Annotated in this window: 23 protein-coding genes and 1 riboswitch; of the genes, 17 read left to right on the forward strand and 6 right to left on the reverse strand. The window is 69.0% G+C overall.

Going from position 1 to position 25792, the window contains the following annotated elements; all coding sequences use genetic code 11:
- Window positions 1–57: 57 nt before the first annotated feature.
- Complete coding sequence (locus tag AC6CID_RS18610; protein ID WP_170318480.1) at window positions 58–564, forward strand: putative immunity protein; 507 nt, start codon at window positions 58–60, stop codon at window positions 562–564.
- Here AC6CID_RS18610 and AC6CID_RS18615 read toward each other — a convergent pair.
- Window positions 561–1940 (reverse strand): M1 family metallopeptidase, encoded by a 1380-nt coding sequence (locus tag AC6CID_RS18615; protein ID WP_033096938.1) that lies wholly within the window; start codon window positions 1938–1940, stop codon window positions 561–563. The two genes, AC6CID_RS18610 and AC6CID_RS18615, sit on opposite strands and share 4 nt — an antisense overlap.
- Window positions 1907–5812, reverse strand: a complete 3906-nt coding sequence (locus tag AC6CID_RS18620) for a Pls/PosA family non-ribosomal peptide synthetase (protein ID WP_220666465.1) — start codon at window positions 5810–5812, stop codon at window positions 1907–1909. Before AC6CID_RS18620 ends, AC6CID_RS18615 begins: the two co-directional genes overlap by 34 nt.
- A 165-nt stretch (window positions 5813–5977) precedes the next feature.
- Window positions 5978–6095, forward strand: a riboswitch (SAM riboswitch).
- Between the two features lie 68 nt (window positions 6096–6163).
- Between AC6CID_RS18620 and AC6CID_RS18625 the strand changes: the two genes are divergently transcribed.
- Window positions 6164–7477, forward strand: a complete 1314-nt coding sequence (locus AC6CID_RS18625) for an aminotransferase class V-fold PLP-dependent enzyme (protein WP_039957820.1) — start codon at window positions 6164–6166, stop codon at window positions 7475–7477.
- Between the two features lie 208 nt (window positions 7478–7685).
- Entirely contained in the window at window positions 7686–8303 is a 618-nt protein-coding gene (locus tag AC6CID_RS18630; protein ID WP_498354298.1) for a hypothetical protein, read from the forward strand.
- Window positions 8304–8365: 62 nt separating this feature from the next.
- Here the strand turns inward: AC6CID_RS18630 and AC6CID_RS18635 are convergent, their stop codons facing one another.
- The 3 genes from AC6CID_RS18635 to AC6CID_RS18645 form a co-directional block, all read right to left on the reverse strand.
- On the reverse strand, window positions 8366–8896 hold the full coding sequence (locus tag AC6CID_RS18635) for a winged helix-turn-helix domain-containing protein (protein WP_138841499.1): 531 nt from the start codon (window positions 8894–8896) through the stop codon (window positions 8366–8368).
- A gap of 218 nt (window positions 8897–9114) precedes the next feature.
- Window positions 9115–9588 (reverse strand): YbaK/EbsC family protein, encoded by a 474-nt coding sequence (locus AC6CID_RS18640; protein WP_220666467.1) that lies wholly within the window; start codon window positions 9586–9588, stop codon window positions 9115–9117.
- A gap of 104 nt (window positions 9589–9692) precedes the next feature.
- Window positions 9693–10901 (reverse strand): RNA-guided endonuclease InsQ/TnpB family protein, encoded by a 1209-nt coding sequence (locus AC6CID_RS18645; RefSeq protein WP_220666468.1) that lies wholly within the window; start codon window positions 10899–10901, stop codon window positions 9693–9695.
- Window positions 10902–11018: 117 nt separating this feature from the next.
- Here AC6CID_RS18645 and AC6CID_RS18650 point away from each other — a divergent pair, with 117 nt between their 5' ends.
- Window positions 11019–11849 carry a crotonase/enoyl-CoA hydratase family protein gene (locus AC6CID_RS18650; RefSeq protein ID WP_033096936.1) on the forward strand — a complete coding sequence of 277 codons (831 nt, stop codon included), beginning with the start codon at window positions 11019–11021 and terminating at the stop codon, window positions 11847–11849.
- A 68-nt stretch (window positions 11850–11917) separates the two neighbouring features.
- Here AC6CID_RS18650 and AC6CID_RS18655 read toward each other — a convergent pair whose 3' ends face one another.
- Window positions 11918–12409, reverse strand: coding sequence for an inorganic diphosphatase (locus AC6CID_RS18655; RefSeq protein ID WP_006550524.1), 492 nt, complete (start codon window positions 12407–12409; stop codon window positions 11918–11920).
- Between the two features lie 262 nt (window positions 12410–12671).
- Here AC6CID_RS18655 and dacB point away from each other — a divergent pair, with 262 nt between their 5' ends.
- From dacB to panC, 13 genes are all read left to right on the forward strand, one after another.
- Window positions 12672–14015: a D-alanyl-D-alanine carboxypeptidase/D-alanyl-D-alanine endopeptidase gene (gene dacB, locus AC6CID_RS18660; protein WP_019290202.1), complete on the forward strand. Its 1344-nt coding sequence runs from the start codon at window positions 12672–12674 to the stop codon at window positions 14013–14015.
- The gene (locus AC6CID_RS18665) at window positions 14012–15061 is read left to right on the forward strand and encodes a zinc-dependent metalloprotease (protein WP_498354299.1); all 1050 of its coding nucleotides are present in this window, start codon (window positions 14012–14014) and stop codon (window positions 15059–15061) included. The genes dacB and AC6CID_RS18665 overlap by 4 nt, the downstream gene beginning before the upstream one ends.
- Complete coding sequence (gene tilS / locus AC6CID_RS18670) at window positions 15037–16086, forward strand: tRNA lysidine(34) synthetase TilS (RefSeq protein ID WP_052039998.1); 1050 nt, start codon at window positions 15037–15039, stop codon at window positions 16084–16086. Before AC6CID_RS18665 ends, tilS begins: the two co-directional genes overlap by 25 nt.
- A gap of 12 nt (window positions 16087–16098) precedes the next feature.
- Window positions 16099–16653, forward strand: a complete 555-nt coding sequence (hpt, locus tag AC6CID_RS18675) for a hypoxanthine phosphoribosyltransferase (RefSeq protein WP_006550520.1) — start codon at window positions 16099–16101, stop codon at window positions 16651–16653.
- Between the two features lie 251 nt (window positions 16654–16904).
- Window positions 16905–19499: an ATP-dependent zinc metalloprotease FtsH gene (gene ftsH / locus AC6CID_RS18680; protein ID WP_498354300.1), complete on the forward strand. Its 2595-nt coding sequence runs from the start codon at window positions 16905–16907 to the stop codon at window positions 19497–19499.
- A 49-nt stretch (window positions 19500–19548) separates the two neighbouring features.
- Window positions 19549–20235, forward strand: coding sequence for a GTP cyclohydrolase I FolE (gene folE, locus AC6CID_RS18685; RefSeq protein WP_259443952.1), 687 nt, complete (start codon window positions 19549–19551; stop codon window positions 20233–20235).
- Between the two features lie 32 nt (window positions 20236–20267).
- On the forward strand, window positions 20268–21089 hold the full coding sequence (folP, locus tag AC6CID_RS18690; protein WP_170318478.1) for a dihydropteroate synthase: 822 nt from the start codon (window positions 20268–20270) through the stop codon (window positions 21087–21089).
- Window positions 21086–21466, forward strand: coding sequence for a dihydroneopterin aldolase (folB, locus tag AC6CID_RS18695; RefSeq protein WP_071936200.1), 381 nt, complete (start codon window positions 21086–21088; stop codon window positions 21464–21466). The genes folP and folB overlap by 4 nt, the downstream gene beginning before the upstream one ends.
- Complete coding sequence (gene folK, locus AC6CID_RS18700; RefSeq protein ID WP_006550515.1) at window positions 21466–22008, forward strand: 2-amino-4-hydroxy-6-hydroxymethyldihydropteridine diphosphokinase; 543 nt, start codon at window positions 21466–21468, stop codon at window positions 22006–22008. Before folB ends, folK begins: the two co-directional genes overlap by 1 nt.
- Window positions 22002–22478: a DUF3180 domain-containing protein gene (locus AC6CID_RS18705; RefSeq protein WP_498354301.1), complete on the forward strand. Its 477-nt coding sequence runs from the start codon at window positions 22002–22004 to the stop codon at window positions 22476–22478. The genes folK and AC6CID_RS18705 overlap by 7 nt, the downstream gene beginning before the upstream one ends.
- Window positions 22479–22552: 74 nt before the next feature.
- Entirely contained in the window at window positions 22553–23734 is a 1182-nt protein-coding gene (locus AC6CID_RS18710; protein ID WP_498354302.1) for a DUF6779 domain-containing protein, read from the forward strand.
- A gap of 159 nt (window positions 23735–23893) precedes the next feature.
- Entirely contained in the window at window positions 23894–24829 is a 936-nt protein-coding gene (locus AC6CID_RS18715; RefSeq protein WP_024102843.1) for a Rossmann-like and DUF2520 domain-containing protein, read from the forward strand.
- Window positions 24822–25760 (forward strand): pantoate--beta-alanine ligase, encoded by a 939-nt coding sequence (panC, locus tag AC6CID_RS18720; RefSeq protein ID WP_498354303.1) that lies wholly within the window; start codon window positions 24822–24824, stop codon window positions 25758–25760. The genes AC6CID_RS18715 and panC overlap by 8 nt, the downstream gene beginning before the upstream one ends.
- Window positions 25761–25792: the final 32 nt, after the last annotated feature.

The following is a 25792-nucleotide window of genomic DNA, read 5'->3' on the forward strand; positions in this document are numbered from 1 at the left end:
GGATACGTGGGGCGGAACGGGCCGGCGACAAGCGTGACCGGTGATTTCGAACTCACCATGGACGAACTGCGGGCGGTCGTCCGATACGTGACGGAGAGTGCACAGGACGTGCTTCCCGTCTTCGAGGAATCCGTGCCCGAGGACCGTCGTCCACGTTCAGCACTCGATGCGGCGCGAGAATTCGTCGACGGTGCGCGACGAACGAGACTCCAGCGCGTCGCCGCCCTGGATGCCCACCGAGCTGCGAAGGATGCACCGACGGAAGCGGCTTCCCTCGCCGCGCGGTGTGCCGGCGATGCCGCCGCGGCTGCCTATCTGCACCCGATCGCGAAGGCCACTCAGGTCGGGCACATCCTGCGTACCGCTGCGAGTGTCGCTCGCATCGCCGAACTCCGTGCGGGCGGAGACCCGACGGCAGCTGAGGACTCGCTCGACGACGCCCGGCGCCGTGCGACCCCCGTGGTGGTCGACGTCCTGTCCAGATATCCGATCGCCCCTACCTCGAGAAGTCGTGTCGGACAGTTGATGAGCGCACTGGATGCATCTCTGCGCCCTCGGAACTAGGCGGTCGGTGCCGGGGGAAGCTCTCGCGTGCTCAACCACGCCTCCCACAGCGGCCGGAGCGAGACGTCCGAGAAACGTGCGGCGAGATCCTTGAACTGCGCCGTCGTCACGTTGCCGTGCCGGTGTTCCGCGGTCCACGTCCGTAGGAGGGTGAAGAACGGCTCGTCGCCGAGCTGCACTCGCAGGGCGTGCAAAGTCAGTGCTCCGCGCTTGTAGATGCGGTCGTCGAACATGTCCTTCGGGCCCGGATCCTCGAGCAGGATGTCCTGCGGCTTGCGGGCCAGACCCCGGTGGGCGTCGAGCGCATGTGCATGCGCCGACCTGCCGCCCGAGTTCTCCGACCACAACCACTCCGCGTAGCACGCGAATCCTTCGTGGAGCCAGATGTCGCACCAACGGTTCAGCGTGAGGCTGTTGCCGAACCACTGGTGCGCCAACTCGTGTGCGACGAGCCGTTCCTCGCGGCCGGTGCCGTCGCAGAAGTTCGCGCCGAAGATCGACAATCCCTGTGCTTCGAGGGGGATCTCGAGGTCGTCGTCGGTCACCAGAGCGGTGTAGTGCGCGAACGGATACGGGCCGAACAGGCGCGTGAACAACTCGAGCATCTCGGTCTGGCGAGCGAAGTCCCGATCGAACGCCGCGCGCAACCGAGGCGGATGGATGCCGTACTGGGGCACGGGTTCGTTTGAGAGGGTGCGTATCTCGTAGTGCCCGGTCTGGACCGTGGCGAGATAGGTCGCCATGGGTTCGGGTTGCTCGTAGACGCGGGTGGTGCGACTCGCCTTCGTGGTCTTGTGCACGAGGGTGCCGTTCGCGATCGCGACGAACGGAGCGTCGGTGGTGACCGCGATGCGGTAGGTGGCTTTCGAACCGGGATGGTCGTCGCAGGGGAACCAGGTGGGTGCGCCGTTGGGCTGACTCGCGACGAGCGAACCCTCGTCGAGTTCTTCCCAGCCGACCTCACCCCACATGGTCCGCAGTGGGGTGGGGGTTCCCGAGTACTGCACACCGAAGACGAGGACCGCCCCGGCAGGGAGTTTCTCGGCGGGGGTGACGGTGAGCTTGCCGCCACGATGCGCGAACTTGGCGGGACGTCGCCCGTTGACGGTCACCTTCGTGACTCGCATCGACTGCGCGAGATCGAGCGAATACTTGGCGCGCACGTCCGTAGTCGTGGCGATGATCTTCGCCCGGCCGTCGAGCCGATTGGACACGACCTTGTAGGTGAGTTCGAGTTCGTAGCGGGAGGCCCGGTAGCCGCGGTTCCCGCTCTCGGGCAGATAAGGGTCGAGCGGCCGGTCCGCGGCGACCGGCGCGACGGGCTTGGCGGCTTTGATGGGCTTCACCGCGGCGACCAGTCGTTCGGCGTGGTCCACGGCGTGATCGGATTGCCCTGCCAGCGAGTGGACGGCGGGACGACGTCGCCGCGCATCACCAGCGAGGCCGGGCCGACGGTGGCACCGTCGCCGATGCCCGAGGCGGGCAACGCGACGCATTGGGGGCCGAGCGTGGCGCCGGCGCCGAGGGTCACGGTGTCCATGGACATGATCCGATCATGGAACAGGTGGGTCTGTACAACGCAACCGCGTTCGACGGTCGCACCGTCGCCCAGGGACACCAGGTCGGCCTCGGGCAGCCAGTAGCTCTCGCACCACACACCGCGCCCGATCCTCGACCCCAGCGCGCGCAGCCACAGGTTCATCACGGCGGTGCCCGCCGCGGCCCGGGCGAACCACGGTGCCGCCACGGTCTCCACGAAGGTGTCGGAGACCTCGTTGCGCCACACGAACGAACTCCACAGCGGGTGCTCGACGCGTCCGATCCGACCGACGACGAGCCATTTCGCGATCACGGTCACGAGGCACGCCACGGCTCCGGCCACCATGAGCACGAGACCGCCCAGCAGCGCAGCGGCGAGATAGCCCCAGTGCACGGCGAGGGTGTTGAGTGCGAAGAGCACACCGAGCCCGATGCCGTAGGTGACGACCATGGGCACGAGCCGGAAGGTCTCCACCGCGCCGCGCGCGATCTTCAGTTTCAGCGGCGGTGCGAAGGTGCGGCTCGCGTCGCTGTCACCGCTTGCGCGCCGCAGGCGCACCGGGGGACTGCCCAGCCACGACGAGCCGGATTTCGCCTTCTCCGGAGCCGCGGAGAGCACCGCGACGAGCCCGTGCTTCGGGACGCGCCGACCCGGCGCCGCCATACCCGAGTTGCCGAGGAAGGCACGCTTGCCGACCTTCGCATGCGAGATGTACAGCCACCCGCCGCCGAGTTCGTAGGAGGCGACCATCGTGTCGTCGGCGAGGAACGCTCCATCGGCGACCTTGGTGAACTTGGGAACCATCAGCACGGTCGACGCCTCGACGTCCTTACCGATGTCGGCGCCGAGCAATCGGAGCCAGATCGGGGTGAGCATCGACGCGTAGAGCGGGAACAGGAAGGTGCGTGAGGAGTCCATGAGGCGCTCGGTGAACCACACCTGCCAGCCCACGCGGCTGCGCACGGGATGCCAGCCCTCGGTCATCCCGACGGCAAGCAGTCGCACGGCCGTCAGGGTGAGCAGGGCGAAGACGAACATCGTCAGCAGCGCCGCGACGGGCAGCATCGCCAGGGAGTGCACCACGGCGTCGGAGACGGTGGGGGTGTCGTGCACCCACCACACGAGCAGCGCGACCCCGGCGGCGATCGAGACGACGGGCAGACCGCCGAGCAGGATCGACGACAGCGCGTAGACCGGCACCCACCTGCCGCCCCGCGGCGGTGTCGCGGCGGGCCACGGCCGGTCGGCCTTGCCGGCCTTGCGGGCGGGGGAGCCCGACCAGTTCTGCCCGGCCTTCACGCGACCGAACACCGCGGATCCGGCCTCCACTTCGGCGTCCTTACCGATCCGCGCGCCGGGGGCCAGGAACGAGCGGGCGCCCACCGTGGCGCCGGCACCGATCCGGATGCTTCCGATGTGGACGAGGTCGCCGTCCACCCAGTAGCCGCCGAGGTCCACCTCCGGCTCGACGGCACACCCGTCGCCGAGTTCGAGGAGACCGGTGACCGGTGGAAGACTGTGCAGGTCGACGTCGCGGCCGACCTTCGCTCCCAGCGCCCGCGCGTACTGCCGCATCCAGGGAGCGCTCGAGATGTTCACGGCACCCACGGCCTCGGACAGTCGCAGAGCCGTCCACAGCCGGAGATGGACGCTCCCACCGCGTGGGTAGCTTCCGGGCTCTATGCCGCGCAGGAGCAGACGCGAACCCGCGACGGAGATCGCCATGCGCCCGACGGGCGTGAGGAACAGCAGGACACCGAGCGCGACCCACCACCACGACAGGGTGACGGTCCACGGCACGTCGACGACGAGCGCGACGATGTTGTTCAGGATCGCCAGCCAGGTCACCCACTGCAGTCCGGTGAGGGTGGTGAGGACGGCGGTCACCGCGATCTGCCCGAGCTGGGCGAGTCGCGGCACCGGCATCACCTCTCGCGGTGTCGCCGCTTCCGTCGGTGCGAGTTCGTCGAGATAGACGGCGAGCGATCCGAGCCTCGGGTGGTCGTACAGTTCTGCGACGGTCATCTCCGGATACCGGCTCCGCAGCGCCGTGACGAGTTGCGCCGCCGCGAGGGAACCACCGCCGAGTTCGAAGAAGTCGTCGTCGACGCCCTCGATCCGGGCGCCGAGGATGTCGGTCCACAGTTCGGCGACCCATTCGGCGGTGGGATCGAGACCGAGTGCTTCCACCGAGTCGGCATCGGCGCCGGGCAGCGGCCACGGCAGAGCGTTGCGGTCGACCTTGCCGGACGTGCGGGTGGGCAGTTCGTCGACGAGCGCGAGTCGGGGGACGAGCGCGGCCGGGAGTTGTTCGGACAGCAGGTCGTGGGCCGACGCGATGTCGAAGTCCGGATCGGTGGAGGCGAGGTATCCCACGAGGATCGAATGTCCCGCGGCCGTCTTGCGGACCGCGCACGCACCGCCCGCCACGCCGGGCAGGTTCTGCAGTGCGTTGTCGACCTCGCCGAGTTCGATGCGGCGGCCACCGATCTTGACCTGGTCGTCGGCGCGTCCCTGGAACAGCAGACCGGCGCGGTCGAGCGTCACGAGATCACCGCTGCGGTAGGCGCGGTCCCAGCCGAGCGTGGGCATCGGAGCGTACTTCTCGGCGTCCTTCGCCGGATCGAGGTAGCGCGCGAGGCCGACACCACCGATGACGAGTTCACCGGTCGCGCCCTCCTCGACGGGGTTGCCGTCGGCGTCCACGACGGCGAGATCCCATCCGTCGAGGGGCAGGCCGATGCGGACCGGTCCGGTGCCGTCCATCAGCGACGCGCAGGCCACGACCGTCGCCTCGGTGGGGCCGTAGGTGTTCCACACCTCGCGTCCCGGAACCGCGAGACGTTCGACGAGATCGGGTGGGCAGGCCTCACCACCGAAGATGAGCAAACGCACCGCCTCGAGGGCTTCGGCCGGCCACATCGCCGCGAGGGTGGGCACCGTGGAGACGACGTTGATGTTGCGCGAGACGAGCCACGGCCCGAGGTCCATGCCGGAGCGGACGAGCGCGCGGGGCGCCGGAACCAGGCAGGCGCCGTGCCGCCAGGCGAGCCACATCTCCTCGCACGAGGCGTCGAACGCCACGGACAGCCCGGCCAGGACCCGGTCGCCGGGACCGAGCGGCTCCCCTTGGCAGAACATTCGCGCTTCCGCGTCGACGAAGGCCGCCGCATTGCGGTGGGTGACGGCGACACCCTTCGGTGTTCCGGTTGAACCGGAGGTGAAGATGATCCACGCGTCGTCATCGAGGTTCGGGCCCCGCACCACCGGGGTGCCCGACGGCGCGGCCGTGCCCGGTCCGATGCCCTCGTCCGTGACGATGGCGGTGACCTGCGCTTCCGAGAACACGAGTTCGGCCCGCTCGTCGGGATCGTCGGCGTCGACGGGGACGTACGCGGCGCCCGCGGCGAGAATGGAGAGAATCGTCACATACAGGTCGCTGCGCCCGGAGGTCATGCGGACCCCGACCCTGTCGCCGGCCCCGACGCCCGCGTCGTTCAGCGCATACGCACCGGCGATCACCGCCTCGACCAGTTCGGCGTATTCGAGGACCGTCGCGCCGTCGTCGATCGCGGGGGCGTCGGGATGTGCTTCGGCAGTGCTCCGCAGCAGGTCGACGAGGGTGCGGGCGGGTGGAGTGTGCGACGCGCGGAGGAACTCGTCGGGGATGGGGGACCGGCCGACGGGGGTCGAGGTTATGGCTGGCAATTCCGCGGGTCCTTCTGCTCGATGGTGCTTCCGGTTATCTCACGTCCGGGTGGACGGCAGGTGAACGTTCGGCGCGCAGAACGCGTGTCGGCGTCGTGCGGTGCCGGGCGACGCGGAGCTGTGCGGGGTTGACACGGCCCGGTCGTCCTGCCATTCTCTTCGCCAGGTCATGAGTACCAGCGTCAAGCCCCGGCTAGCTGGTCGGCAACCCTCCAACCGCGGTGGGGTGCTCCGGGTGACGACCGGGCCGTGAATCCACTACCGGACACGGCAAGCGCGGACTCCGCCGGCGACGAGAATTCTCCGTCGTAGGCGTCACCGGCGGGTCCCCGAGTACACAAGGGATTTGTCATGACTGCTGTAGCCACCACCACCTGCATCGCTCCCTTTGCCACCGTTTCCGGCTGTGACGTGCAGGTTCCGCTCGTCCAGGGGGGTACCTGCACCTATGCGAACTTCGACTACGCGGCGAGCGCACCGGCGCTGTCCGCCGTCACCGACCGCATCACCGAGCTGCTGCCCTTCTATGCGAGCGTGCACCGCGGCGCCGGATACGCTTCGCGGATCAGCACCACCGCCTACGAGGACGCCCGCTCCTCCGTGTCGCGCTTCGTCGGCGCGGCCGACGACCAGGTCGTTGTCTTCACGCGCAACACCACCGATTCGCTGAACCTGCTCGCGAGTGCGGTGCCCGGCGATGTCGTGGTGCTCGACATCGAGCACCATGCGAATCTGCTGCCCTGGAAGAACTCTCGCATCGTCGAGGCCGCGGACACCGTCTCCGAGACGGTATGGCGTCTCGCGGTCGAACTGCAGCGCGCACCCGCGGCCCTGCTCGCCGTCACCGGTGCTTCCAACGTCACCGGTGAGGTCTTGCCGATCGCCGAACTCGCCGAGCTCGCACACGCTTCCGGTGCCCGGATCCTCGTCGACGGTGCGCAGCTCGTGCCCCATCGCCGTGTCGATCTCGTCGAGCTCGGTGTGGACTACCTCGCCTTCTCCGGCCACAAGCTGTACGCGCCGTTCGGTGCGGGAGTGCTCGTCGGCCGCCGAGACTGGCTCGACGCCGCCGAGCCGTACCTCGCCGGTGGCGGCGCGGTGCGCGAGGTGCGCCTCGATCACACCGAATGGTCCTGCGCCCCTGCGCGTCACGAGGCCGGCACCCCCAACGTGCTCGGCGTCGCCGCCCTTGCCGCCGCGTGCGATGCGCTCGCCGGTTTCGACGCCGACGCGGTGATCCGTCACGAGGAGGCCCTGTGCGCCCTGCTCGTCGACGGTCTGCAGGCCATCGACGGCGTGGAAGTGCTTCGGCTGTGGAACGATTCGGCCGACAGTGTCGGGATCGTCACCTTCACGGTCGACGGCTACGAGCCCGGCCACGTCGCCTCCTATCTGTCCGCCGAGTACGGCATCGGCGTCCGTGACGGACGCTTCTGCGCCCACCCGCTGCTCGCGCGGGTCGGTCGTGCCGGCGGAGCCGTCCGGGCGTCGCTCGGACTCGGCAGCTCGTCCGACGATGTCGAGCGGCTCCTCGGAGCGCTCCGGTTGCTGGTCGAGAACGGGCCGACGTGGGTGCACGCGAAGACCGCCGGCGTGTGGAACCCCTCGCCGGAGACGCGTCCCGGCCTCGGAGCGACCGACGGCGACGCATCTCCGTGCGTCTAACGGTCGACAATTCCCCATAGGATCAGTAGGGTAATTCGCATGGGACGGGCGAGGACGATCGCTGCGGCACGCTGGTGCCGTCGCCATGTCGACCTCTGCCGTACGGCATCGGGAATCTGTCCGGACTGAAGGTCTTCTCCCTCACAGTCTTCCGGCCCACAGGCCGATCCCTCCGTGCCGCTCCGCGGCCCGTACCGAGAGGTATCCCATGTCCGTCGCATCCACCGTCACCCCTGTATCCGCAGACCCGGCCGTCGTCGAGTCCGCCGCGATCCGGCCGTTGCGCGTCGCCGTCGAACTCACCGGTTACTCCGGGCCCGACTACTGGGCCGACCTGACCCTGGGACGTGTCGGCGACCCGCCGCTCGACCTCAGCGCCGATGTATCCAACGTCGTGCGGGTGCGTGCCGCCGACCTGCGTGAAGCCGGGAAACTGCGCGACCGCATCCGCGCAGAGGCCGCCGAGGAGGGCCGCGATCCCGATTCGGTCACGGTGCTCGTCGACGTCGAGATCGTCCTCGCCTCCGATGCCCGCACCGCCCGCACCCGGCGCACCCGCCCGGAATCGACTCGCGGGGAGGCCGGCACGCTGTCCTATGTCGGAACGCCGCACGGTCTCGCCGGGCTGATCGCGGACATCCATGCCGTGCAGGTCGCCGACGGCGTCACGCTGATCCCGTTCGCCGCGCCGTTCACCGTCGAGCATCTCGTCGACGGAACGCTGCCGTGGCTGGAGTCGCGCGGCCTCGTCGAGGTCTCGCCGACCGTCGTCGAGGTCCTGCGCCGGTTCGGTGAGGGCGCTCGGACATCCGTGCGCGCTTCCTGACACGCATCGGTATTGCGAAGGAGGGGCAGGAGTTTCGACTCCTGCCCCTCCTTCGCATGCGTTCACGCCGTACGGCGGTCGAGTGATTCGACGACGTGTACGCGCGGATCGGGATCGAACCGGTAGCCCGACCTGCGGACAGTGGTGATGATGTTGCCGAAACGTCCCAGCTTGGAACGGATCCGGGAGACATGGACGTCGACACTGCGGTTGCCGCGGTCGGTGTCGAAGTCGTCGTTCTCCGAGTATCCGGCGCCGAGCGGCCTCAATGCCGCGCGGGACACCACGACGCGGGGCCGACGCACCAGGTGCGCGAGGATCTCGAATTCGCTGTGACTCAACTCGACCCGCTGATTGTCGAGCACCAGCCCCCGGGCCGGCAGATCGATGACCAGAGGGGTCGGGCCGGGGCTGAGAAGAGTGTGGGTGCGCGCACCCGGGAGCAGATCGAGCGCGGTCTCCCGCAGAGCATCGGCGAGGGCGGCGAGATCGCCCGCCGACCCGGCGTTCGTGTCCGAGATCTGCACGATGAGAACGAGTTCGGGGGAATCGACCGAGCTGCCGGCCGGGTTCTCGATGGAGGACGTGGTCATGGAAGGGCTCCGCTGGTCGGAAGGTGAACGGCGCCGGGCAGGCAACTACCCGCAGCAGTGCGGCGCCGGAAAAGAGGAAGGGATGGTGCGGATCTCAGAACGCACAGAGGCACGAGCGGGTATGACACAGGTCGACATGCCTGCGGCTCCACGCTCGGACTGTCACGACGGAAAGTGTACCCGGATGGAGATGCCGGTGTACCGGTAGGTGGACGGTCTCAGTCCACGTCGACGTCGATCGCCGCGGTGATGCGCATGAGCTCCGAATAGACGGTCCGGAACAGTGTGTTCGGGCATCCACCCGACGCCCACAGATCCGGGTGGAGCTGCAGCGCACGGTCGATGTAGGTGGGCAGGTTCGTGGGATGACCGAGCGGTGCGACGCCACCGAGCGGCTGGCCGGTGACCTCCGTGACCAGGTCGGAGGAGGCCGGCACGAGTTCGCCGCCGAGCCGGTCGCCGGTCCGCTCGACCGACACGCGATGCGCCCCGGACACCAACAGCAGGATCGGGTCGTCATCGAGCAGGAAGACGAGCGACTTCACGATCGCGCCCACCTCGACACCGACCGCGGCGGCGGCCTGCTCAGCGGTGTGCACGGTCTCCGGCTGCTGGACGATCAGACCGTGATGGCCGCGGGCGATGAGCGTGTCCGAGACGCGGTGGGCATTCGGATGCAGCGACCTGGTCATGGATCAAGAGTAGGAAAATCGCCGCCGGATGGGCGCGGTTCCGAGGACGCGTCGTCGTCGTGTCGTGTCGTGGGGTGGCTCGATACAGTCCGTACGTAAACAAGTTACCCTTCGGTATTAACGCCTCTCCTGCCAGAAGGCAGGAGATCCCCGGCTCGGACCGCAACCGAACCACCCAGGAGGTGATCCGCCTGTCTGACGTCGTCGACACCGGTGTGGCCACGCTCCGCTACAGCCAGAATCACTCTGGCAGCGTTCCGGTCCCGGCATGCGCTGTAGTCGCAGGCCGAGCATCGGAAGGTTCGTTCGCCGAGTTCGAGGCGTTGCTTGGCTCTCGCGAAACATCTCGAACACGTCATCGACGTGTATGCGGGCCGTACCAGCACCACCTTCCGGCCGGCCCGCGTGCCCTGCTCGACGAGTTCGCGCTTCGCAGCGCCGATCGCGGCGTCCGCCGCTTTCCTCGCCATCGTGGATCGGGCGAGGAACTGGGGGCGGAAATCCTCCACGGCGATCAGTGCGTGGTGTGCGACCACCCCGCGCGCCCACATCCGTGCCTCGTGCTGGTTCCGCCGAGCGGCCTTCTTCTGCACCTGCGACGCACGTTTGCGGGCTCGCCGGTATCCGTTGGACGGTCGGCTTCCCTTGGGTCTGCGTCGGCGAGCCATGGTTCGTTGCGCCTTCGCCAGCTCCGCCGCGCAACGCTTGCGATGACCCCGGTGCGGCAGGTCGAACCGCTCGTCGGTGGTGGTCGCCGTGTGGGTCACTCCCCAATCGACACCGATCGCCGAACCAGGCGGCGCCGGAGCCGGAGGTTCGGTGCTGCGGGTGACGACGAACGACGCGTACCAATCTCCGACCGAGTCGCGGGTGATGCGCACACTCGACGGTTCGGATGGCAGTTTCCGCGACCACACCACCGGAATTGTGACGCCCTTCGGCAAGCGCAATCGGCCTTCCTGGATCCGGAAGCTGCGACGGGTGTACTCGAGAGTCGGCGACGTTTCCTTCCGGGACTTGAACTTCGGGCGGTTGCGTCCTTTCACCGCGAACGACGAGTCGAGCGCACGAGCGTAGGTCCGCAACGTCTGTTGTTGAGCGACCTGGGAGCCGGCCCGCAACCACGCCGATCGTCTGCGCGTCTCGGTCAGCTGTTTGCTCAGCTTCCCGGAAGTGGGTCGTGCGCCCGTCTTCTGGAGGTGCACGGCTTCGTTCCACAGGAACCTGCAGCGATGCCATTCGTCGAGCAGCGCGCGTTCGGCGTTGCTGCCCGCACGCAACCGGAAGTTGTAACGCACAACCTCGACCCCCATGCCCGGGCACGCTATCGACGCCCACCGACAGATTCCGTCGTCACCATCACAAGCCCGACCCTGGAAGGAGGACGGCGGTTCTCACCCTTGTGAGGGCCGAGAGCCGCCGAACACACAATGTCCGATCTTTCGCCTTGGAAAGCGTTCACCGTCGAACGCAAGGATCACGTCGCACAGGTCACGCTCATCGGCCCCGGCAAGGGCAACGCCATGGGCCCCGACTTCTGGGCGGAATTGCCCGTCCTGTTCGGTGAGCTCGACGCCGACCCCGAAGTCCGCGCCGTCGTCCTCGCCGGTTCCGGCCGGAACTTCTCCTACGGCCTCGACCTCGTCGCCATGGGCGGCAGCCTCGGCGCCGTCGTCTCCGGCAAGGCGCTCGCGAAGCCGCGCACGGACTTCCACACGTTGATCAAGAACATGCAGGCGGCCATCACGGCCGTCGCCGACTGCCGCAAGCCGGTCGTCGCCGCGGTCCAGGGCTGGTGCATCGGCGGAGCGGTCGACCTCATCTCCGCCGCCGACATCCGCTACGCGAGCGCCGACGCGAAGTTCAGCGTCCGCGAGGTCAAGGTCGGAATGGTCGCCGACGTCGGCACCCTCGCCCGGCTCCCGCTCATCATCGGCGACGGTCACGTCCGCGAGCTCGCGCTCACGGGCAAGGACATCGACGCCGCCCGCGCCGAGAAGATCGGTCTCGTCAACGACGTCCACGACGACGCCGATGCAGTGCTGGCCGCCGCTCACGCGACCGCCGCGGAGATCGCCGCCAACCCGCCGCTCGTCGTCCAGGGCATCAAGAACGTCCTCGACCACACGCGCTCGCCGCAGGTCGACGACAGCCTCCGCTACGTCGCGGCGTGGAACGCGGCGTTCCTGCCGTCGGAGGACCTCACCGAGGCGATCACCGCCGTCTTCGAGAAGCGCCCGCCGCAGTTCAAGGGCGAATAGACCCCGCAGACGACGGATCCCCCGGACGATCGCATCGTCCGGGGGATCCGCGTTGTACAGGCTCGGTGTCAGTGCCCGCCGTTGTTCTTCAGGCGCTCGACCGACGCGGTCACCTCGGCCTCGGCCTCGGCGCGACCGACCCAGTCAGCGGCCTCGACGTGCTTGCCCGGCTCGAGATCCTTGTAGTGCACGAAGAAGTGCTTGATGGCGTCGAGCTCGAACTGCGAGACGTCGCTGATGTCCTGGACGTGATCCCACCGCGGGTCGCCGGCCGGGACGGCCAGGATCTTGTCGTCGCCACCGGCCTCGTCGACCATCTTGAACATGCCGACGGGGCGGGCCTCGACGATCACGCCGGGGAAGACCGACTCGGGCAGCAGGACCATGCAGTCGAGCGGATCGCCGTCCTCACCGAGGGTGTTCTCGATGTAGCCGTAGTCGGCCGGGTAGCCGAACGAGGTGTACAGGTAACGATCGAGCTTGACGCGTCCGGTCTCGTGATCGACCTCGTACTTGTTCCGCTGTCCCTTGGGGATCTCGATGGTGACCTCGAACTCCACGCCTTGCCTCACTTCGTCGGTGTTTTTCCGGCGGATACGACATCCGTATCTGCGGTGATGGTCCGCAGAGAGGATAACGGTCGCGGCGCTAGGCTGGAGGTGCAGGTACCGGGGCCCCGAGTGCGTCACAGCAGTGTGCGGCCGGCAGCGGGAAGTGCGGGTAGCTGGTCGACCAGTGTGTGCAGGATGCAGCGGAGGCGTGTTGACGGGGCAGGGCGGCAACAAGAAGCAGGGTTCACTGGCAACCAGGCGACGACGGAACATGAAGATCCTCTTCGGGATCTGGGGAGCGGGTTTCCTCGCTCTCGTCGTGGGCGGAGCCTTCGCGATCTACGACGTGCGGGCGTCCGCCGGCGCGGTCGTGCTCCCCGCACCGGCACCGGTGATCGCGACCCCCGCGGTCGCCGCGGTCTCGCCCGACGCTCCGACGCCCGACCCGACCTCGCTGGCGGCGGCACTCGACCAGGCGGTGAACAATCCCGGCCTCGGTGACTTCGCCGGGTCGATCACCGACCCCACGACCGGCACGGTGCTGTGGTCGAAGGACGCCGATCGCGCGCTGATCCCGGCCTCCACCACGAAGATCCTCACCGCCGCGGCCGCCATGCTCGTGCTGCCCTCCGATCATCGGATCACCACGCGTGTCGTCGAGGGTTCGAAGCCGGGGGAGATCGTCCTCATCGCGGGTGGCGACCCCACCCTCTCGGCGATGCCGCCCGGCGAGGAGAGCTTCTACCCCGGTGGTCCCCGCATCGCCGACCTCGCCGAACAGATCCGGCGCAGCGGCACGACGGTCGAGACGGTCCTCGTCGACACGAGTCTGTACAGCGGGGATCCGCTCGCGCCGGGCTGGTTTCCCCAGGACGTCGGCGACGGTTACGTCGCACCCATCGAACCGGTGATGCTCGACGGCGCCCGGTCGAACCCACTCGAGGACGAATCGCCTCGCAGCGCTACGCCCGCCCTGGACGCCGGTCGTGCACTGGCGACGGCGCTCGGTGCCGACCCCGCGCGGGTAGCGCTCGGATCCGCCTCACCCGGTGCGGCGCCCATGGCGTCGGTCCAGTCGGCGCCACTCACTGTGCGTCTCGGTCAGATGCTGCGCCGATCCGACAACGTCCTCGCGGAGACCATCGGACGGGAGGTCGCCGTCGCGACGGGCAACGAGCACTCGTTCGAGGGCACGACGAAGGCGGTGACCGGTACCCTGCAGCAAGCGGGTCTGGACGTCACCGGTGTGACGTTGCGCGACGTCAGCGGGCTCTCGGTCGAGAACCGGATCCCTGCTCGTACGCTCGATCGCGTGATCTCCGAGGCGGCCGGACCGAACAGGACGGAGCTGCGGCCCATGCTCGACTATCTTCCCGTCGCCGGAGCGACCGGCACGCTCGCCGACCGCTACGGCACCACGACCCGTGCCGGAGCCGGATGGGTGCGGGCGAAGACCGGCACTCTGACCGAGGTCAACGGACTCACGGGATACACCGTCGACTCCGACGGCCGCGTGCTGTCGTTCGCTCTGCTGTCCAACGGCCGGTCCCCGAGCGAGGCTCGGCCCGCCCTCGACGCCGTGGCGTCGGTACTGCGTGAGTGCGGTTGCCGATGACCGGCAAGGAGCGGGCACTCGGCGACGCGATCGACTGGTCGTTCGCGGCCGGGGTCGGCGTGCGCCTCACCCGCTCCGAACCCGCGATGTCGCGGTACACCCGCGATGCGGTGCAGGACGAGTTGTTCTCGGCCGCCGCGCGCGCCGAGGGACCGGTGCGCGAGCACACGCGTCTCGACGACGGAACCGAGCCGCCGCCCGCGCAGGTCGTCGACCGGCCGGGCTGGGTACGTGCGGCCGCGGCGTCGATGGCCGACCTCACCGCGACCTCGGGCGAGGATCCGGCCGGCTCCTCCCTCCGCTGGATGGGCAAACCGGCGGGCGCGCAGGCCGGCGCGATGCTCGCCTACCTGTCGTCCGCGGTGCTCGGACAGTACGACCCGTTCTCTCGTTCGCTGCTGCTCGTCGCGCCCAACGTCGTCGCGGTCGAACGCGCCCTGAAGGTGCCGCCCGCCGACTTCCGGCTGTGGGTGTGCCTGCACGAGGTGACCCACCGCGTGCAGTTCGCACAGGCACCGTGGATGGCCGAGCTGATGCGCGAGGCCGCCGCCGACCTCGCCACCGCGGTCGACGAACCGATGGGCGACGTCGCGACCCGCGTGGTGTCGGCGGTGAAGGACCTGCGCACTCCCGGCGACAAGGCGATGTCGGAGCGGGGCATGCTCGGTGTCGTGCGGGCGCTGCAGGCACAGTCTCAGCGCGAGTCGTTCGATCGGATCCTCGCGCTCGGAACGCTGCTCGAAGGCCACGCCGATCATGTAATGGACGGTGTCGGCCCGGCCGTGGTCCCGTCGGTCGCGCGGATCCGGCGGGCGTTCGACAACCGGCGGCACCGCAACAGCAGCCCGGTGCATCGCCTCATCCGGCTCGTCCTCGGCATGGACGCCAAGATGGCCCAGTACGTGCACGGCAAGAAGTTCGTCGACGCCGTCGTCGCGAAGGTCGGCACGGACGACTTCAACGCCGTGTGGTCCGGTCCGGACGCCCTGCCCACCCTGACGGAGATCGACCATCCCGATGCGTGGATCGCGCGGGTGCTGAGCTGATCGTGGCTTCACCGTCCAACGATCGTCCGCTGCTGCCCGAAGCCCCGGCGATCCACGAGGTGCGCCTCGCCGTGCGGGCCTGGCTGGGCGCGCACCCGGCCGACGCGGTGACCGTCGCGTTGTCGGGCGGGGCCGATTCCGCCGCCCTGACCGCCGCCGCCGTCGCGGAGACCGAGGCGGTGCACGCCGTCGTCGTCGATCATCGCCTCCAGTCCGGTTCCGAGGTCGTCGCCGCGCGGGCCGCGGAGTTCGCCCGGGCCCGCGGCTGCGCGACCGTCATGGTGGTCGGTGTGGACGTCACCGGTGGGGGAGGCCTCGAGGCCGCCGCGCGCGCGGCCCGCTACCGGGCGCTCGACGAGAACCGCGACGACCGGACCGTGTTGCTCGGGCACACCCTCGACGACCAGGCCGAGACGGTGCTGCTCGGTCTCGGCCGCGGATCGGGGCTGCGTTCGATCCGCGGGATGGCACCCTTCGACCCGCCGTGGGGCCGGCCGCTGCTCGGCGTGCGCCGCGACACGACCCGCCGGGCGTGCGACGAACTCGGCTACCGCCCGTACGAGGATCCGCACAACACCGACGACCGGTTCACGCGCGTGCGTCTGCGCCGTGAGGTACTGCCGCTGCTCGAGGACGTGCTCGGTGGGGGCGTCGCCGAAGCCCTCGCGCGCACGGCCGGGCAACTGCAGGACGACGGCCACGCCCTCGATGTCTGGGCCGGCGACCTGCTCGCGACAGCGCGGCGCGAGGACGACCTGCTCGACACCGACACTCTCGCGGCGGCTCCCGCCGCAGTACGACGCAGAGCCCTCCGATCGTGGCTGATCGATCACACCGTCACGCCGAACGAGACGATGCTGCGGACGGTCGACGATCTAGTAGCGGCGTGGCGCGGACAGGGCCCGGTCGCTGTCGGACGGGGCCCGCGGACGGGGACGAGGTTGGTGGTGTCGCGTCGGCGTGGCACGCTTGCCGTGGAGTACGTCGACCGGGCGAAGGTCCGGGCGACCGGCAGCAGAAGGTAGGGAAGGACCCCGGTGTACGAGAACGACATAGCGTCGGTGCTGATCTCCGAAGAACAGATCAAGGAGCGGACCGCAGAACTGGCGCAGTCGGTCGCCGAGCGTTACCCGGTGGGTGCGCCGGAAGGCGATCTGCTGCTCATCGGGGTGCTCAAGGGCGCCATCTTCTTCATGACCGACTTCGCGCGCGCTCTGCCGATCCCGACGCAGATGGAGTTCATGGCCGTCAGTTCGTACGGGTCGTCGACCTCGTCCTCGGGTGTCGTGCGCATCCTCAAGGACCTCGACAAGGACATCGCCGGTCGCAACGTCCTCATCGTCGAGGACATCATCGACTCGGGTCTGACGCTGTCGTGGCTGCTCAAGAACCTCTCGACGCGCAACCCCGCGTCGCTCGAGGTCGTCACGCTGCTCCGCAAGCCAGAGGCCGTGAAGATCGACGTCGAGGTCAAGGACGTCGGATTCGACATCCCGGACGAGTTCGTCGTCGGCTACGGACTCGACTACGACGAGCGCTACCGCGACCTGCCCTACATCGGCACGCTGGATCCCAAGGTCTACAGCAGCTGACCTCCGGTCGAGCCGCGTCGTGAGGTCCCCGGCCCGGGGAACTCCGGTTCCGTCCCGATCGTTGTCGATTACGACGTATTCCCGGTGTCGGCTCCGGCCGGTGCCGGGGCGACCGCTCGTTGCTACGCGGTAACCTTGCGTTGCCTGGTCAGTGACCGTCGCGGCGTGCGGCCACCCCGGGCGCGAAGCGCCGCGACTGCGAGACCCCGACGAACTCGATCGAAAGGACCGGCCGCTCGGGCCGAACCTGTATGAACCGCAAGACAGTGTTCCGTAATCTGGCGATCGTCGCCGGCATTCTGCTGGTGATCTACGCCTTCAGTTACTTCGGCGACGACACGCGCGGTTTCACCCAGGTGGACACGTCCGTCGCGGTGTCCCAACTCGAATCGCAGAACGTCAGCGAAGCCCGCATCGACGACCGCGAACAGCAGGTGCGTCTGTGGCTCGAGAACGGCAACGACGCGACCGAGGGCAGCACCGAGATCATCGCGAAGTACCCCGCGTCGGCCTCCGAACAGATCTTCGACCTGGTCGCCGCGTCGGGCGCGCAGAAGTACGACACGAGCGTCACCCAGGAGAGCTGGCTGACCTCGATCCTCATCTTCGTCCTGCCGATGATCATCCTGCTCGGCGTGTTCTTCTTCGTGATGAGCCGCATGCAGGGCGGTGGTCGCGGCGGCATGATGGGCTTCGGCAAGTCGAAGGCCAAGCAGCTGTCGAAGGACATGCCCAAGACGACCTTCGCCGATGTCGCCGGCGCCAACGAGGCCGTCGAGGAGCTCTACGAGATCAAGGACTTCCTGCAGAACCCGGCGCGCTACCAGGCGCTCGGCGCGAAGATCCCCAAGGGCGTACTGCTCTACGGTCCTCCCGGCACCGGTAAGACCCTCCTCGCGCGTGCCGTCGCCGGCGAGGCGGGCGTCCCGTTCTTCACGATCTCCGGTTCGGACTTCGTCGAGATGTTCGTCGGTGTCGGCGCCTCCCGCGTGCGCGATCTGTTCGAGCAGGCCAAGCAGAGCGCTCCCTGCATCATCTTCGTCGATGAGATCGACGCGGTCGGCCGCCAGCGCGGCGCCGGCCTCGGCGGTGGTCACGACGAGCGTGAGCAGACACTCAACCAGCTGCTCGTCGAGATGGACGGCTTCGGCGACCGCTCCGGCATCATCGTGATGGCCGCGACGAACCGCCCCGACATCCTCGACCCGGCACTGCTGCGTCCCGGCCGTTTCGACCGTCAGATCCCGGTGACGAACCCCGACCTCGCCGGTCGCCGGGCGATCCTCGCCGTGCACTCGAAGGGCAAGCCGATCGATCCCAACGCGGATCTCGGTGCGCTCGCCAAGCGCACGGTGGGCATGTCCGGTGCCGACCTCGCGAACGTCGTCAACGAGGCCGCGCTGCTTACCGCCCGTGAGAACGGCACGGTGATCACCGAGGCGATCCTCGAGGAATCGGTCGACCGTGTCATCGGCGGTCCCCGCCGCAAGAGCCGCATCATCAGCGAGCACGAGAAGAAGATCACGGCCTACCACGAGGGTGGTCACACCCTCGCCGCGTGGGCGATGCCCGACATCGAGCCGGTTTACAAGGTCACCATCCTCGCCCGCGGCCGCACCGGCGGTCACGCGATGACGGTGCCCGAGGACGACAAGGGCCTGATGACGCGTTCGGAGATGATCGCGCGCCTCGTCATGGCGATGGGCGGTCGTGCCGCGGAGGAACTCGTCTTCCGCGAGCCCACCACCGGCGCCTCGTCCGACATCGACCAGGCCACGAAGATCGCGCGCGCGATGGTCACCGAATACGGCATGAGCGCGAAGCTCGGCGCCGTCCGCTACGGCCAGGAGCAGGGCGACCCCTTCCTCGGCCGGTCGATGGGCGTGCAGTCCGACTACTCGCACGAAGTGGCACGCGAGATCGACGAGGAGGTCCGCAACCTCATCGAGGCCGCGCACACCGAGGCGTGGGCGATCCTCAACGAGTACCGCGACGCCCTCGACGTGTTGGCGGGCGAGCTGCTCGAGCACGAGACGCTGACCCGCAAGGATCTCGACCGGATCCTGGCCGACGTGAAGAAGCGTCCGCGGATCACGACCTTCAACGATTTCGGTGATCGGGTCCCGTCCGACAAGCCGCCGATCAAGACGCCCGCCGAGCTCGCGGCCGAGCGTGGCGAGCCGTGGCCGCCGGAACCGCCGTCGCTGACGAAGCCGGCGCATCAGCACCCGCAGTATCCGGGCCAGGGCGAGGCGCCCGCTCCCGCCGGCTACCAGCCCGGCGCGCAGCCGCAGTACCAGCCGGCGAACGGCTACCCCCAGCCCCAACAGCAGTCGCAGCCCCAACAGCAGCCCCAGCCCCAACAGCAGCCGCAACCCCAACAGCAGTCGCAGCCGGTCCCGGCCTCCGAGCCGCTTCCGGGCTTCCAGCCGACGGCTCCGTATCCGGGTGGTCCGCGGCACGCGACGCGTCCGGACTACGGTGCTCCCGCCGGATGGTCGGCTCCCGGCTGGCCGCCGCGCGAGCAGACCCCGCAGGAACAGCAGGGTCACGGGCCGCAGGGCCCCGGACAGCCTCAGGGATACGGATATCTGCAGGGCCATCAGGGGCAGAACCCCCAGAGCTACGGACAGCCCAGCTACGGACAACAGGCCCAGGAAACGCAGAGTTTCGGGCGTCCGCAGGAGCCGCAGGACGCCGACCGTCCGTCGGACTCCGGCCAAGACGGTGCGGCAGATGCGCACCGTGGTGAGAACCACGTGGGAGACTCGCAACCGCGCGATGGTTACGGCGCTCCCGAACCCCCTCCCACACAGCGGTGGGAAGGCCCGGCCGGCCGGCACTGATCCGTGTCGGTGAGTCGGTACGGGGCGCGCATCGGGGCCGTCGGTTCCGATGGAGACGAGTGAGCGAAGAGTGGAGGGCGAGCGGGTGTCGGTGAACCACCTGAAGTCGGATACGGGTTCCGACCCGGAGGATGTGACGACCCACGAATTGAGCGTGGACGCGGGTCGTACGTTCGACCAGGCCCGAGCCGAAGCGGCCGTGCGTGAACTGCTGATCGCGGTGGGTGAGGATCCGGACCGCGAGGGCCTGCGCGACACTCCCGCCCGGGTGGCCCGTGCCTACCGCGAGGTGTTCGGGGGACTGTTCACCGACCCGGACGAGGTCCTCGACACGACCTTCGACGAAGGTCATCAGGAACTCGTCCTCGTGCGAGACATCCCGATGTACTCGACGTGCGAACATCACCTCGTGTCGTTCCACGGCGTCGCCCACGTCGGATACATCCCGGGCCCCACGGGCCGCGTCACGGGTCTGTCGAAGCTGGCGCGTGTCGTCGACCTCTACGCCAAGCGTCCGCAGGTCCAGGAACGCCTCACCCGCCAGATCGCCGACGCCATGATGCGCAAGCTGCAGCCGCGCGGCGTGATCGTCGTGGTCGAGGCGGAGCACCTGTGCATGGCGATGCGCGGCATCCGCAAGCCCGGTGCCAGCACCACCACCTCCGCCGTGCGCGGGCTGTTCCAGACCAGTTCGGCGTCGCGTGCCGAGGCCCTGGACCTGATCCTGCGCCGGTGACCGTCTTCCCCGCCGAACAGTGGCCTGTCGTGATGGGCGTACTGAACGTCACCAGTGATTCCTTCTCCGACGGCGGTCGATATCTGGACTGCGAGACCGCGATAGCCCGCGGCTTCGAGCTGCGCGAGCTCGGCGTCGACATCGTCGACGTGGGAGGCGAGTCCACCCGGCCCGGGGCCGTGCGCGTCGACCCGGAGGTCGAGGCGTCCCGCGTGGCGCCGGTCATCGCCGCTCTGGCGGAGGCAGGCATCCCCACGAGCGTCGACACGATGCGCGCCTCGGTCGCCGAGGCGGCCGTGGAGGCCGGGGTGACCATGATCAACGACGTCTCGGGTGGGCGCGCCGACGCCGACATGGCCGCGGTGGTCGCCGAGGCAGGGGTGCCGTGGATCCTCATGCACTGGCGTCCCCTCGGCGAGTTCGTCCACGCGGGCGGTTCGACGCACTACGAGGACGTCGTCCGCGAGGTCCGCGACGAGCTGCTCACGCAGGTCGACATCGCGGTGGCCGCAGGCGTGGACTCCGACAAGATCGTGCTCGATCCCGGTTTGGGTTTCGTGAAGGAACCCGACCACAACTGGCAGTTGCTGCAGCGCCTGCCCGAACTCACCGAACTGGGTTTCCCGGTGCTCATCGGGGCGTCCCGGAAGCGATTCCTCGGATCGCTGCTCGCGGCGCCCGACGGCACGGTCCGCCCGCCCTCGGGTCGTGAGGTCGCCACGGCCGTCGTCTCGGCGCTCGCCGCCACACACGGCGCATGGGGCGTACGCGTCCACGACGTGCAGGCATCCCGCGACGCGCTCGCGGTGGTGCGTGCCTGGCAGCGCGGCAGCGCGGAAGGAGTGCACGCGTGAGCGACCGCATCGAACTACGGGGACTGACGGTCCGCGGCAACCACGGCGTCTTCGAGCACGAGAAGCGGGACGGTCAGGACTTCGTCGTCGACATCGTCGTGTGGCTCGATCTCGCGCCGGCCGCGGCATCCGACGAGCTGGCCGACACGCTGCACTACGGCGAACTCGCCGAGCGAGCCGCGGCGATCATCGCCGGTCCGGGCCGCGATCTCATCGAGACGGTCGCGGGGGAGATCGCCGACGAGGTGCTCACCGACCCGCGTGTCGCCCGGGTGGAGGTCACGCTCCACAAGCCGTCGGCGCCGATCCCGCTGACCTTCGGCGACGTCGCCGTGGTGATCGACCGCTCCCGCAGCGATGTGACGGGGAGCGCCTGATGAGTCGTGCCGTGCTGTCCATCGGATCGAACATCGGCGACCGGCTCGCGCACCTGCGGTCGGTCGTCGACGCATTGGGCGAGCGGGCCGTCGCCGTCTCGGCGGTGTACTCGACGGCACCGTGGGGCGGCGTCGAACAGGAGGATTTCCTGAACGCGGTCGTCGTCGCGGAGGATGCCGCCTTCGGTCCGCGCGACTGGCTGCGGTTCGGCCAGGAACTCGAGGAGGCCGCCGAACGCGTCCGGATCCAGCGCTGGGGTCCGCGCAGCCTCGACGTCGACGTCGTGACCTGCGTCAGCGGCGAGGGTGAGGTGCGCAGCGACGATCGGGAACTGATCCTGCCGCACCCGCGCGCACACCAGCGGGCGTTCGTGCTCGTCCCGTGGCTCGACGTCGAACCCGAGGCCGTGCTCACCGCCGAGGGCCGGCGGCTGGGCATCGGCGACTGGCTAGACGAACTCGACGCCGCCGAACGGGAAGGTGTGCACCGCACCGACCTGACGCTGGCCGGGCCGAAGACCCAGGGACACGCCGAGTGCTGAAACAGACCCGGATCCGAGATCTGCTGGCGCTGGCCGTGCTGGCAGCGATCGTCGCGTGGTTGCTCGTCCGCACAATGTACGGTTCGCTGCCGCCCATCCCCGTCTACGCGGGAGCCTCGCTGTATCCCGTCGCGGTCATCGAGGTGATCCTGGCGTTCATGATCCGGTCGCGGGTCGGCAAGCACGAGATCGGTGAGGGCCCCGGCAGGTTGCATCCCATCACCGCCGCCCGCGCGGTCGCGCTCGCCAAGGCGTCCGCACTGGTGGGTGCCGCGAGCGCCGGAGTGTGGGCCGGTTTCCTGCTGTATCTCGTACCGCAACGCGGCGTCGTGCAGGCCGCCACCGACGACACGTCGGGGGTGCTCGTCGGAGCCCTCGCCGGCATAGCGCTGGCGGCGGCCGCGTTGTGGCTCGAATACTGTTGCCGGACACCGGAAGAACCCGACGAACCGAACGAACCGGCGCTCTGACATCGGATTTCGGGGTGGGGAAGGGCGTGTCGTCCGGCTCCGATCCGAGGACCCACCCAAGTACCCTGATGGTCATGGCAACCTCGGCGCGACCAGACAGGAATCGCCGTCCGTGGCGCAGTACCGGCTCGATGATCGTGGCCGGTCTGCTCGCTCTGGCGATGATCGCCTCGCTGCTGTTGCTCTTCAGTGAGAGCGTGCAATTGCTGCGTGTCGCGGTGGTCGTCGCCCTGTGGGCTGCCACTGTCGGAGCCATCGCGATGAACAAGTACCGCCGGGAATCGGCGCTCGATCGGGCGAAGGCCGACGACCTGAAGACGGTCTACGAACTGCAGTTGCAACGGGAGATCGCGGCGCGGCGCGAGTACGAGCTGACCGTCGAGGAGAAGGTCCGTGCCGATCTGAAGCTCGACGCCGGGGAGATGGCGGCCCTGCGCACCGAGCTGGCCACCCTGCGCCGCACGCTCGAGATGTTGTTCGACGGCCGGCTCCCCGACGATGTCGTCGCCCTCGAGGGCCAGGCGGAGAAGCTGCGTGGACTGAGCGAGGCGGCGCGGGTGTCCGCTCCGCGTCCGTCGGGACCGGCCTTCGCCTCTCCCGACGACGAGCCGGTCACCGCGGAGACCGAGTCGGTCGAGGCGGCCATGCGGGCGGCGGAGGCGTCGGAGAAGACGTCCGCGAAGGGTGATGTCGAAGAACCGCGTGCCGAGAAACAGGCGAAGGTTGATTCTGCGACGGGGAAGTCCGCTACCGGGAAGGTCACGGTCGAGAAGGCGACGGCTGGAAAAGCGGCCGCAGGACCGGACGTCGAGGACGCCGAGATCGAGGACGCGGAAGTCGAGGATCAGAAGGTCGGAGACACGAAGACGGGGGACCCGAAGACCGGGGACTCGAAGACCGGGGACTCGAAGACGGGGGACCCGAAGACCGGGGACGCGAAGACCGGGGACGCGAAGGTCGCGAGCGCCGAGAAGGCGGCGGACGGGAAGCCGGAGCCGCAGAAGCCCGGCAAGCACGAGCCCGGATCCGATCCCGACCCGCAAACGGACGCAGACGGGGCCGGAGCGAAGACGAAGGGCGATGACCCCGCGGAGGGGAAGGACACCGCCGCGAAGGCCGATGGAGCTGCGGAAACGACCCAGGAGGACGACGAGGACGACCACGAATCGTCCGGACGTCGCTCCCGGCGCCGTCGCGCCGACGGTGAGGGCCGGACGGTCGCGGAGATCCTCGCGTCGTTGTCGGCCGAGCGCTGATCGCGGGGCGATCGCGCGGCAGGTCGCACCCGCCCCACCTCGGACGATGAGGCGCAGATCACTCGGCCCGACCGTGGCGAGCCTCGGAAAACGCGCGCTATTGTCGAGCGGAACGTCCGGTACCCGCTGAGCGGGACTGGAACGAACGAGAGGACTCCCGTGAATTCCTTCGGGATCACCAACGCACCCGCGCCTGCGCGCCTGTCGGTAGGAATCGTGTCCGCCGGACGGGTCGGCACTGCACTCGGCGCAGCTTTCGAACGCGTTGGTCATGTCGTCGTGGCCTGCTCGGCCGTCTCCGACGTCTCGCGGCACCGTGCCGCCACGCGCCTGCCGGATTCGCAGATCCTGCCGGTCGACGAGGTTGCCGGCCGCTGCAATCTCCTTCTTCTCGCCGTTCCCGACACCGAACTGTCGTCCCTGGTCAAGGGCCTCGCAGCCACCGGTTCGGTCGCCGCCGGCACGATCGTCGTCCACGTCTCCGGTGCTCACGGCACCGCGATCCTCGAGCCGCTGACCGAGCAGGGCGCCGTGCCGCTCGCGATCCATCCCGCGATGACCTTCACCGGCCACGACGAGGACATCGACCGGCTCTCCTCCGCGTGCTTCGGCATCACGGCCGCCGACGAGATCGGCTACGCCATCGCGCAGTCCCTCGTCCTCGAGATCGGCGGCGAGCCGGTCCGCGTCCCCGAGTCCATGCGCATGACCTACCACGCTGCGCTCGCGCACGGCAGCAACCACCTGGTCACGCTGGTCGCCGACGCCGTCGAGGCCCTGCGCAGCGCCCTGCAGGGGGAGGAACTGCTCGGCCAGCAACTCGTCGACGACGCCCCCGGTGGAGTCGCCGAACGGGTGTTGCAGCCGTTGCTCTCCGCAGCGCTCGACAACGTGCTGCGGCGCGGGCCCTCGGCCCTCACCGGGCCGGTCGCGCGCGGCGATGCCGACGCCGTGGCCGCGCACCTGCGTGCGCTCGAGGCCGTCGACCCGCTGATCGCCGCCGGGTACCGCGCGCTGTCGCTGCGATCGGCGCAACGGACCGGGTCGAAGCCGGAACTGATGGCAATTCTCGAAGGAGCTGAATACGGTGAGTGAAGCAGGACAGCGCGGATACGTGCGAGGTGAACTGACCGTTCACCACGATCCCGCAGGCCTGACCAAGGTCACCCGGGCTCTGCGCGGCGTCGGCCGCACCGTCGCACTCGTACCGACGATGGGTGCGCTGCACACCGGTCACCTCGAACTCGTGCGCCAGGCCAAGCTCACCGGGGCCGTCGTGGTCGTGTCGATCTTCGTCAACCCGCTGCAGTTCGGGAAGAACGAAGATCTCGACGCCTACCCGCGTACTCTCGACGCCGACTTCGAACTGCTCCGCGAAGCGGGCGTCGAACTCGCCTTCGTGCCGACGGTCTCGGCGATGTACCCGCAGGGCCCGCGCACCACGATCCACCCGGGTCCACTCGGGTCGGAGCTCGAAGGTGCTGCGCGTCCCGGTCATTTCGCGGGCATGCTGACGGTCGTCGCGAAGCTGTTCAACATCGTCGGTCCCAACACGGCGTTCTTCGGTGAGAAGGACTACCAGCAGCTCACCCTGATCCGTCAGATGGTCGCCGACCTGAATCTCGACATCCGCATCCTCGGCGTTCCCACCGTGCGCGAACAGGACGGGCTCGCGCTGTCCTCCCGCAACCGCTATCTCGACCCCGAGCAGCGCGAGATCGCGACCACGCTGTCTGCGGCGCTCGTCGCCGGCGCACACGCCGCAGCGGGCGGAGCCGAGGCGATCTTGTCCACGGCACGCGACGTGCTCGCGCAGAGTCCGCAGATCGAGGTGGACTATCTCGAGGTGCGCGGCGCCGATCTGGGGCCGGCACCCGAACGCGGCGACGGTCGACTGCTCGTCGCCGCACGACTCGGCTCCACACGCCTCATCGACAACGTCGGGGTCGCCGTCGGCACCAGCTTCCTCGAACGAGCCACCGGTCCGGTGGATCCCGACGCCGAAGACAACCTGACGAACCGCTGACCCACCGATCGAATTCGGAAACGAGAAAGAAA

Source organism: Rhodococcus sp. GQ147 (genome assembly GCF_059759155.1).

What these genes read in the sequence shown, in the direction of transcription:
- folP (WP_170318478.1), top strand. Translation starts at nt 20,268, where the DNA reads ATGGGCGTACTGAACGTCACCAGTGATTCCTTCTCCGACGGCGGTCGA.
- AC6CID_RS18610 (WP_170318480.1), top strand. Translation starts at nt 58, where the DNA reads ATGGACGAACTGCGGGCGGTCGTCCGATACGTGACGGAGAGTGCACAG.
- dacB (WP_019290202.1), top strand. Translation starts at nt 12,672, where the DNA reads ATGAAGATCCTCTTCGGGATCTGGGGAGCGGGTTTCCTCGCTCTCGTC.
- folE (WP_259443952.1), top strand. Translation starts at nt 19,549, where the DNA reads ATGGAGACGAGTGAGCGAAGAGTGGAGGGCGAGCGGGTGTCGGTGAAC.
- AC6CID_RS18625 (WP_039957820.1), top strand. Translation starts at nt 6,164, where the DNA reads ATGACTGCTGTAGCCACCACCACCTGCATCGCTCCCTTTGCCACCGTT.
- AC6CID_RS18645 (WP_220666468.1), bottom strand. Translation starts at nt 10,901, where the DNA reads ATGGGGGTCGAGGTTGTGCGTTACAACTTCCGGTTGCGTGCGGGCAGC.
- AC6CID_RS18630 (WP_498354298.1), top strand. Translation starts at nt 7,686, where the DNA reads ATGTCCGTCGCATCCACCGTCACCCCTGTATCCGCAGACCCGGCCGTC.
- AC6CID_RS18650 (WP_033096936.1), top strand. Translation starts at nt 11,019, where the DNA reads ATGTCCGATCTTTCGCCTTGGAAAGCGTTCACCGTCGAACGCAAGGAT.
- AC6CID_RS18665 (WP_498354299.1), top strand. Translation starts at nt 14,012, where the DNA reads ATGACCGGCAAGGAGCGGGCACTCGGCGACGCGATCGACTGGTCGTTC.
- AC6CID_RS18635 (WP_138841499.1), bottom strand. Translation starts at nt 8,896, where the DNA reads ATGACCACGTCCTCCATCGAGAACCCGGCCGGCAGCTCGGTCGATTCC.
- folK (WP_006550515.1), top strand. Translation starts at nt 21,466, where the DNA reads ATGAGTCGTGCCGTGCTGTCCATCGGATCGAACATCGGCGACCGGCTC.
- AC6CID_RS18710 (WP_498354302.1), top strand. Translation starts at nt 22,553, where the DNA reads ATGGCAACCTCGGCGCGACCAGACAGGAATCGCCGTCCGTGGCGCAGT.
- ftsH (WP_498354300.1), top strand. Translation starts at nt 16,905, where the DNA reads ATGAACCGCAAGACAGTGTTCCGTAATCTGGCGATCGTCGCCGGCATT.
- AC6CID_RS18640 (WP_220666467.1), bottom strand. Translation starts at nt 9,588, where the DNA reads ATGACCAGGTCGCTGCATCCGAATGCCCACCGCGTCTCGGACACGCTC.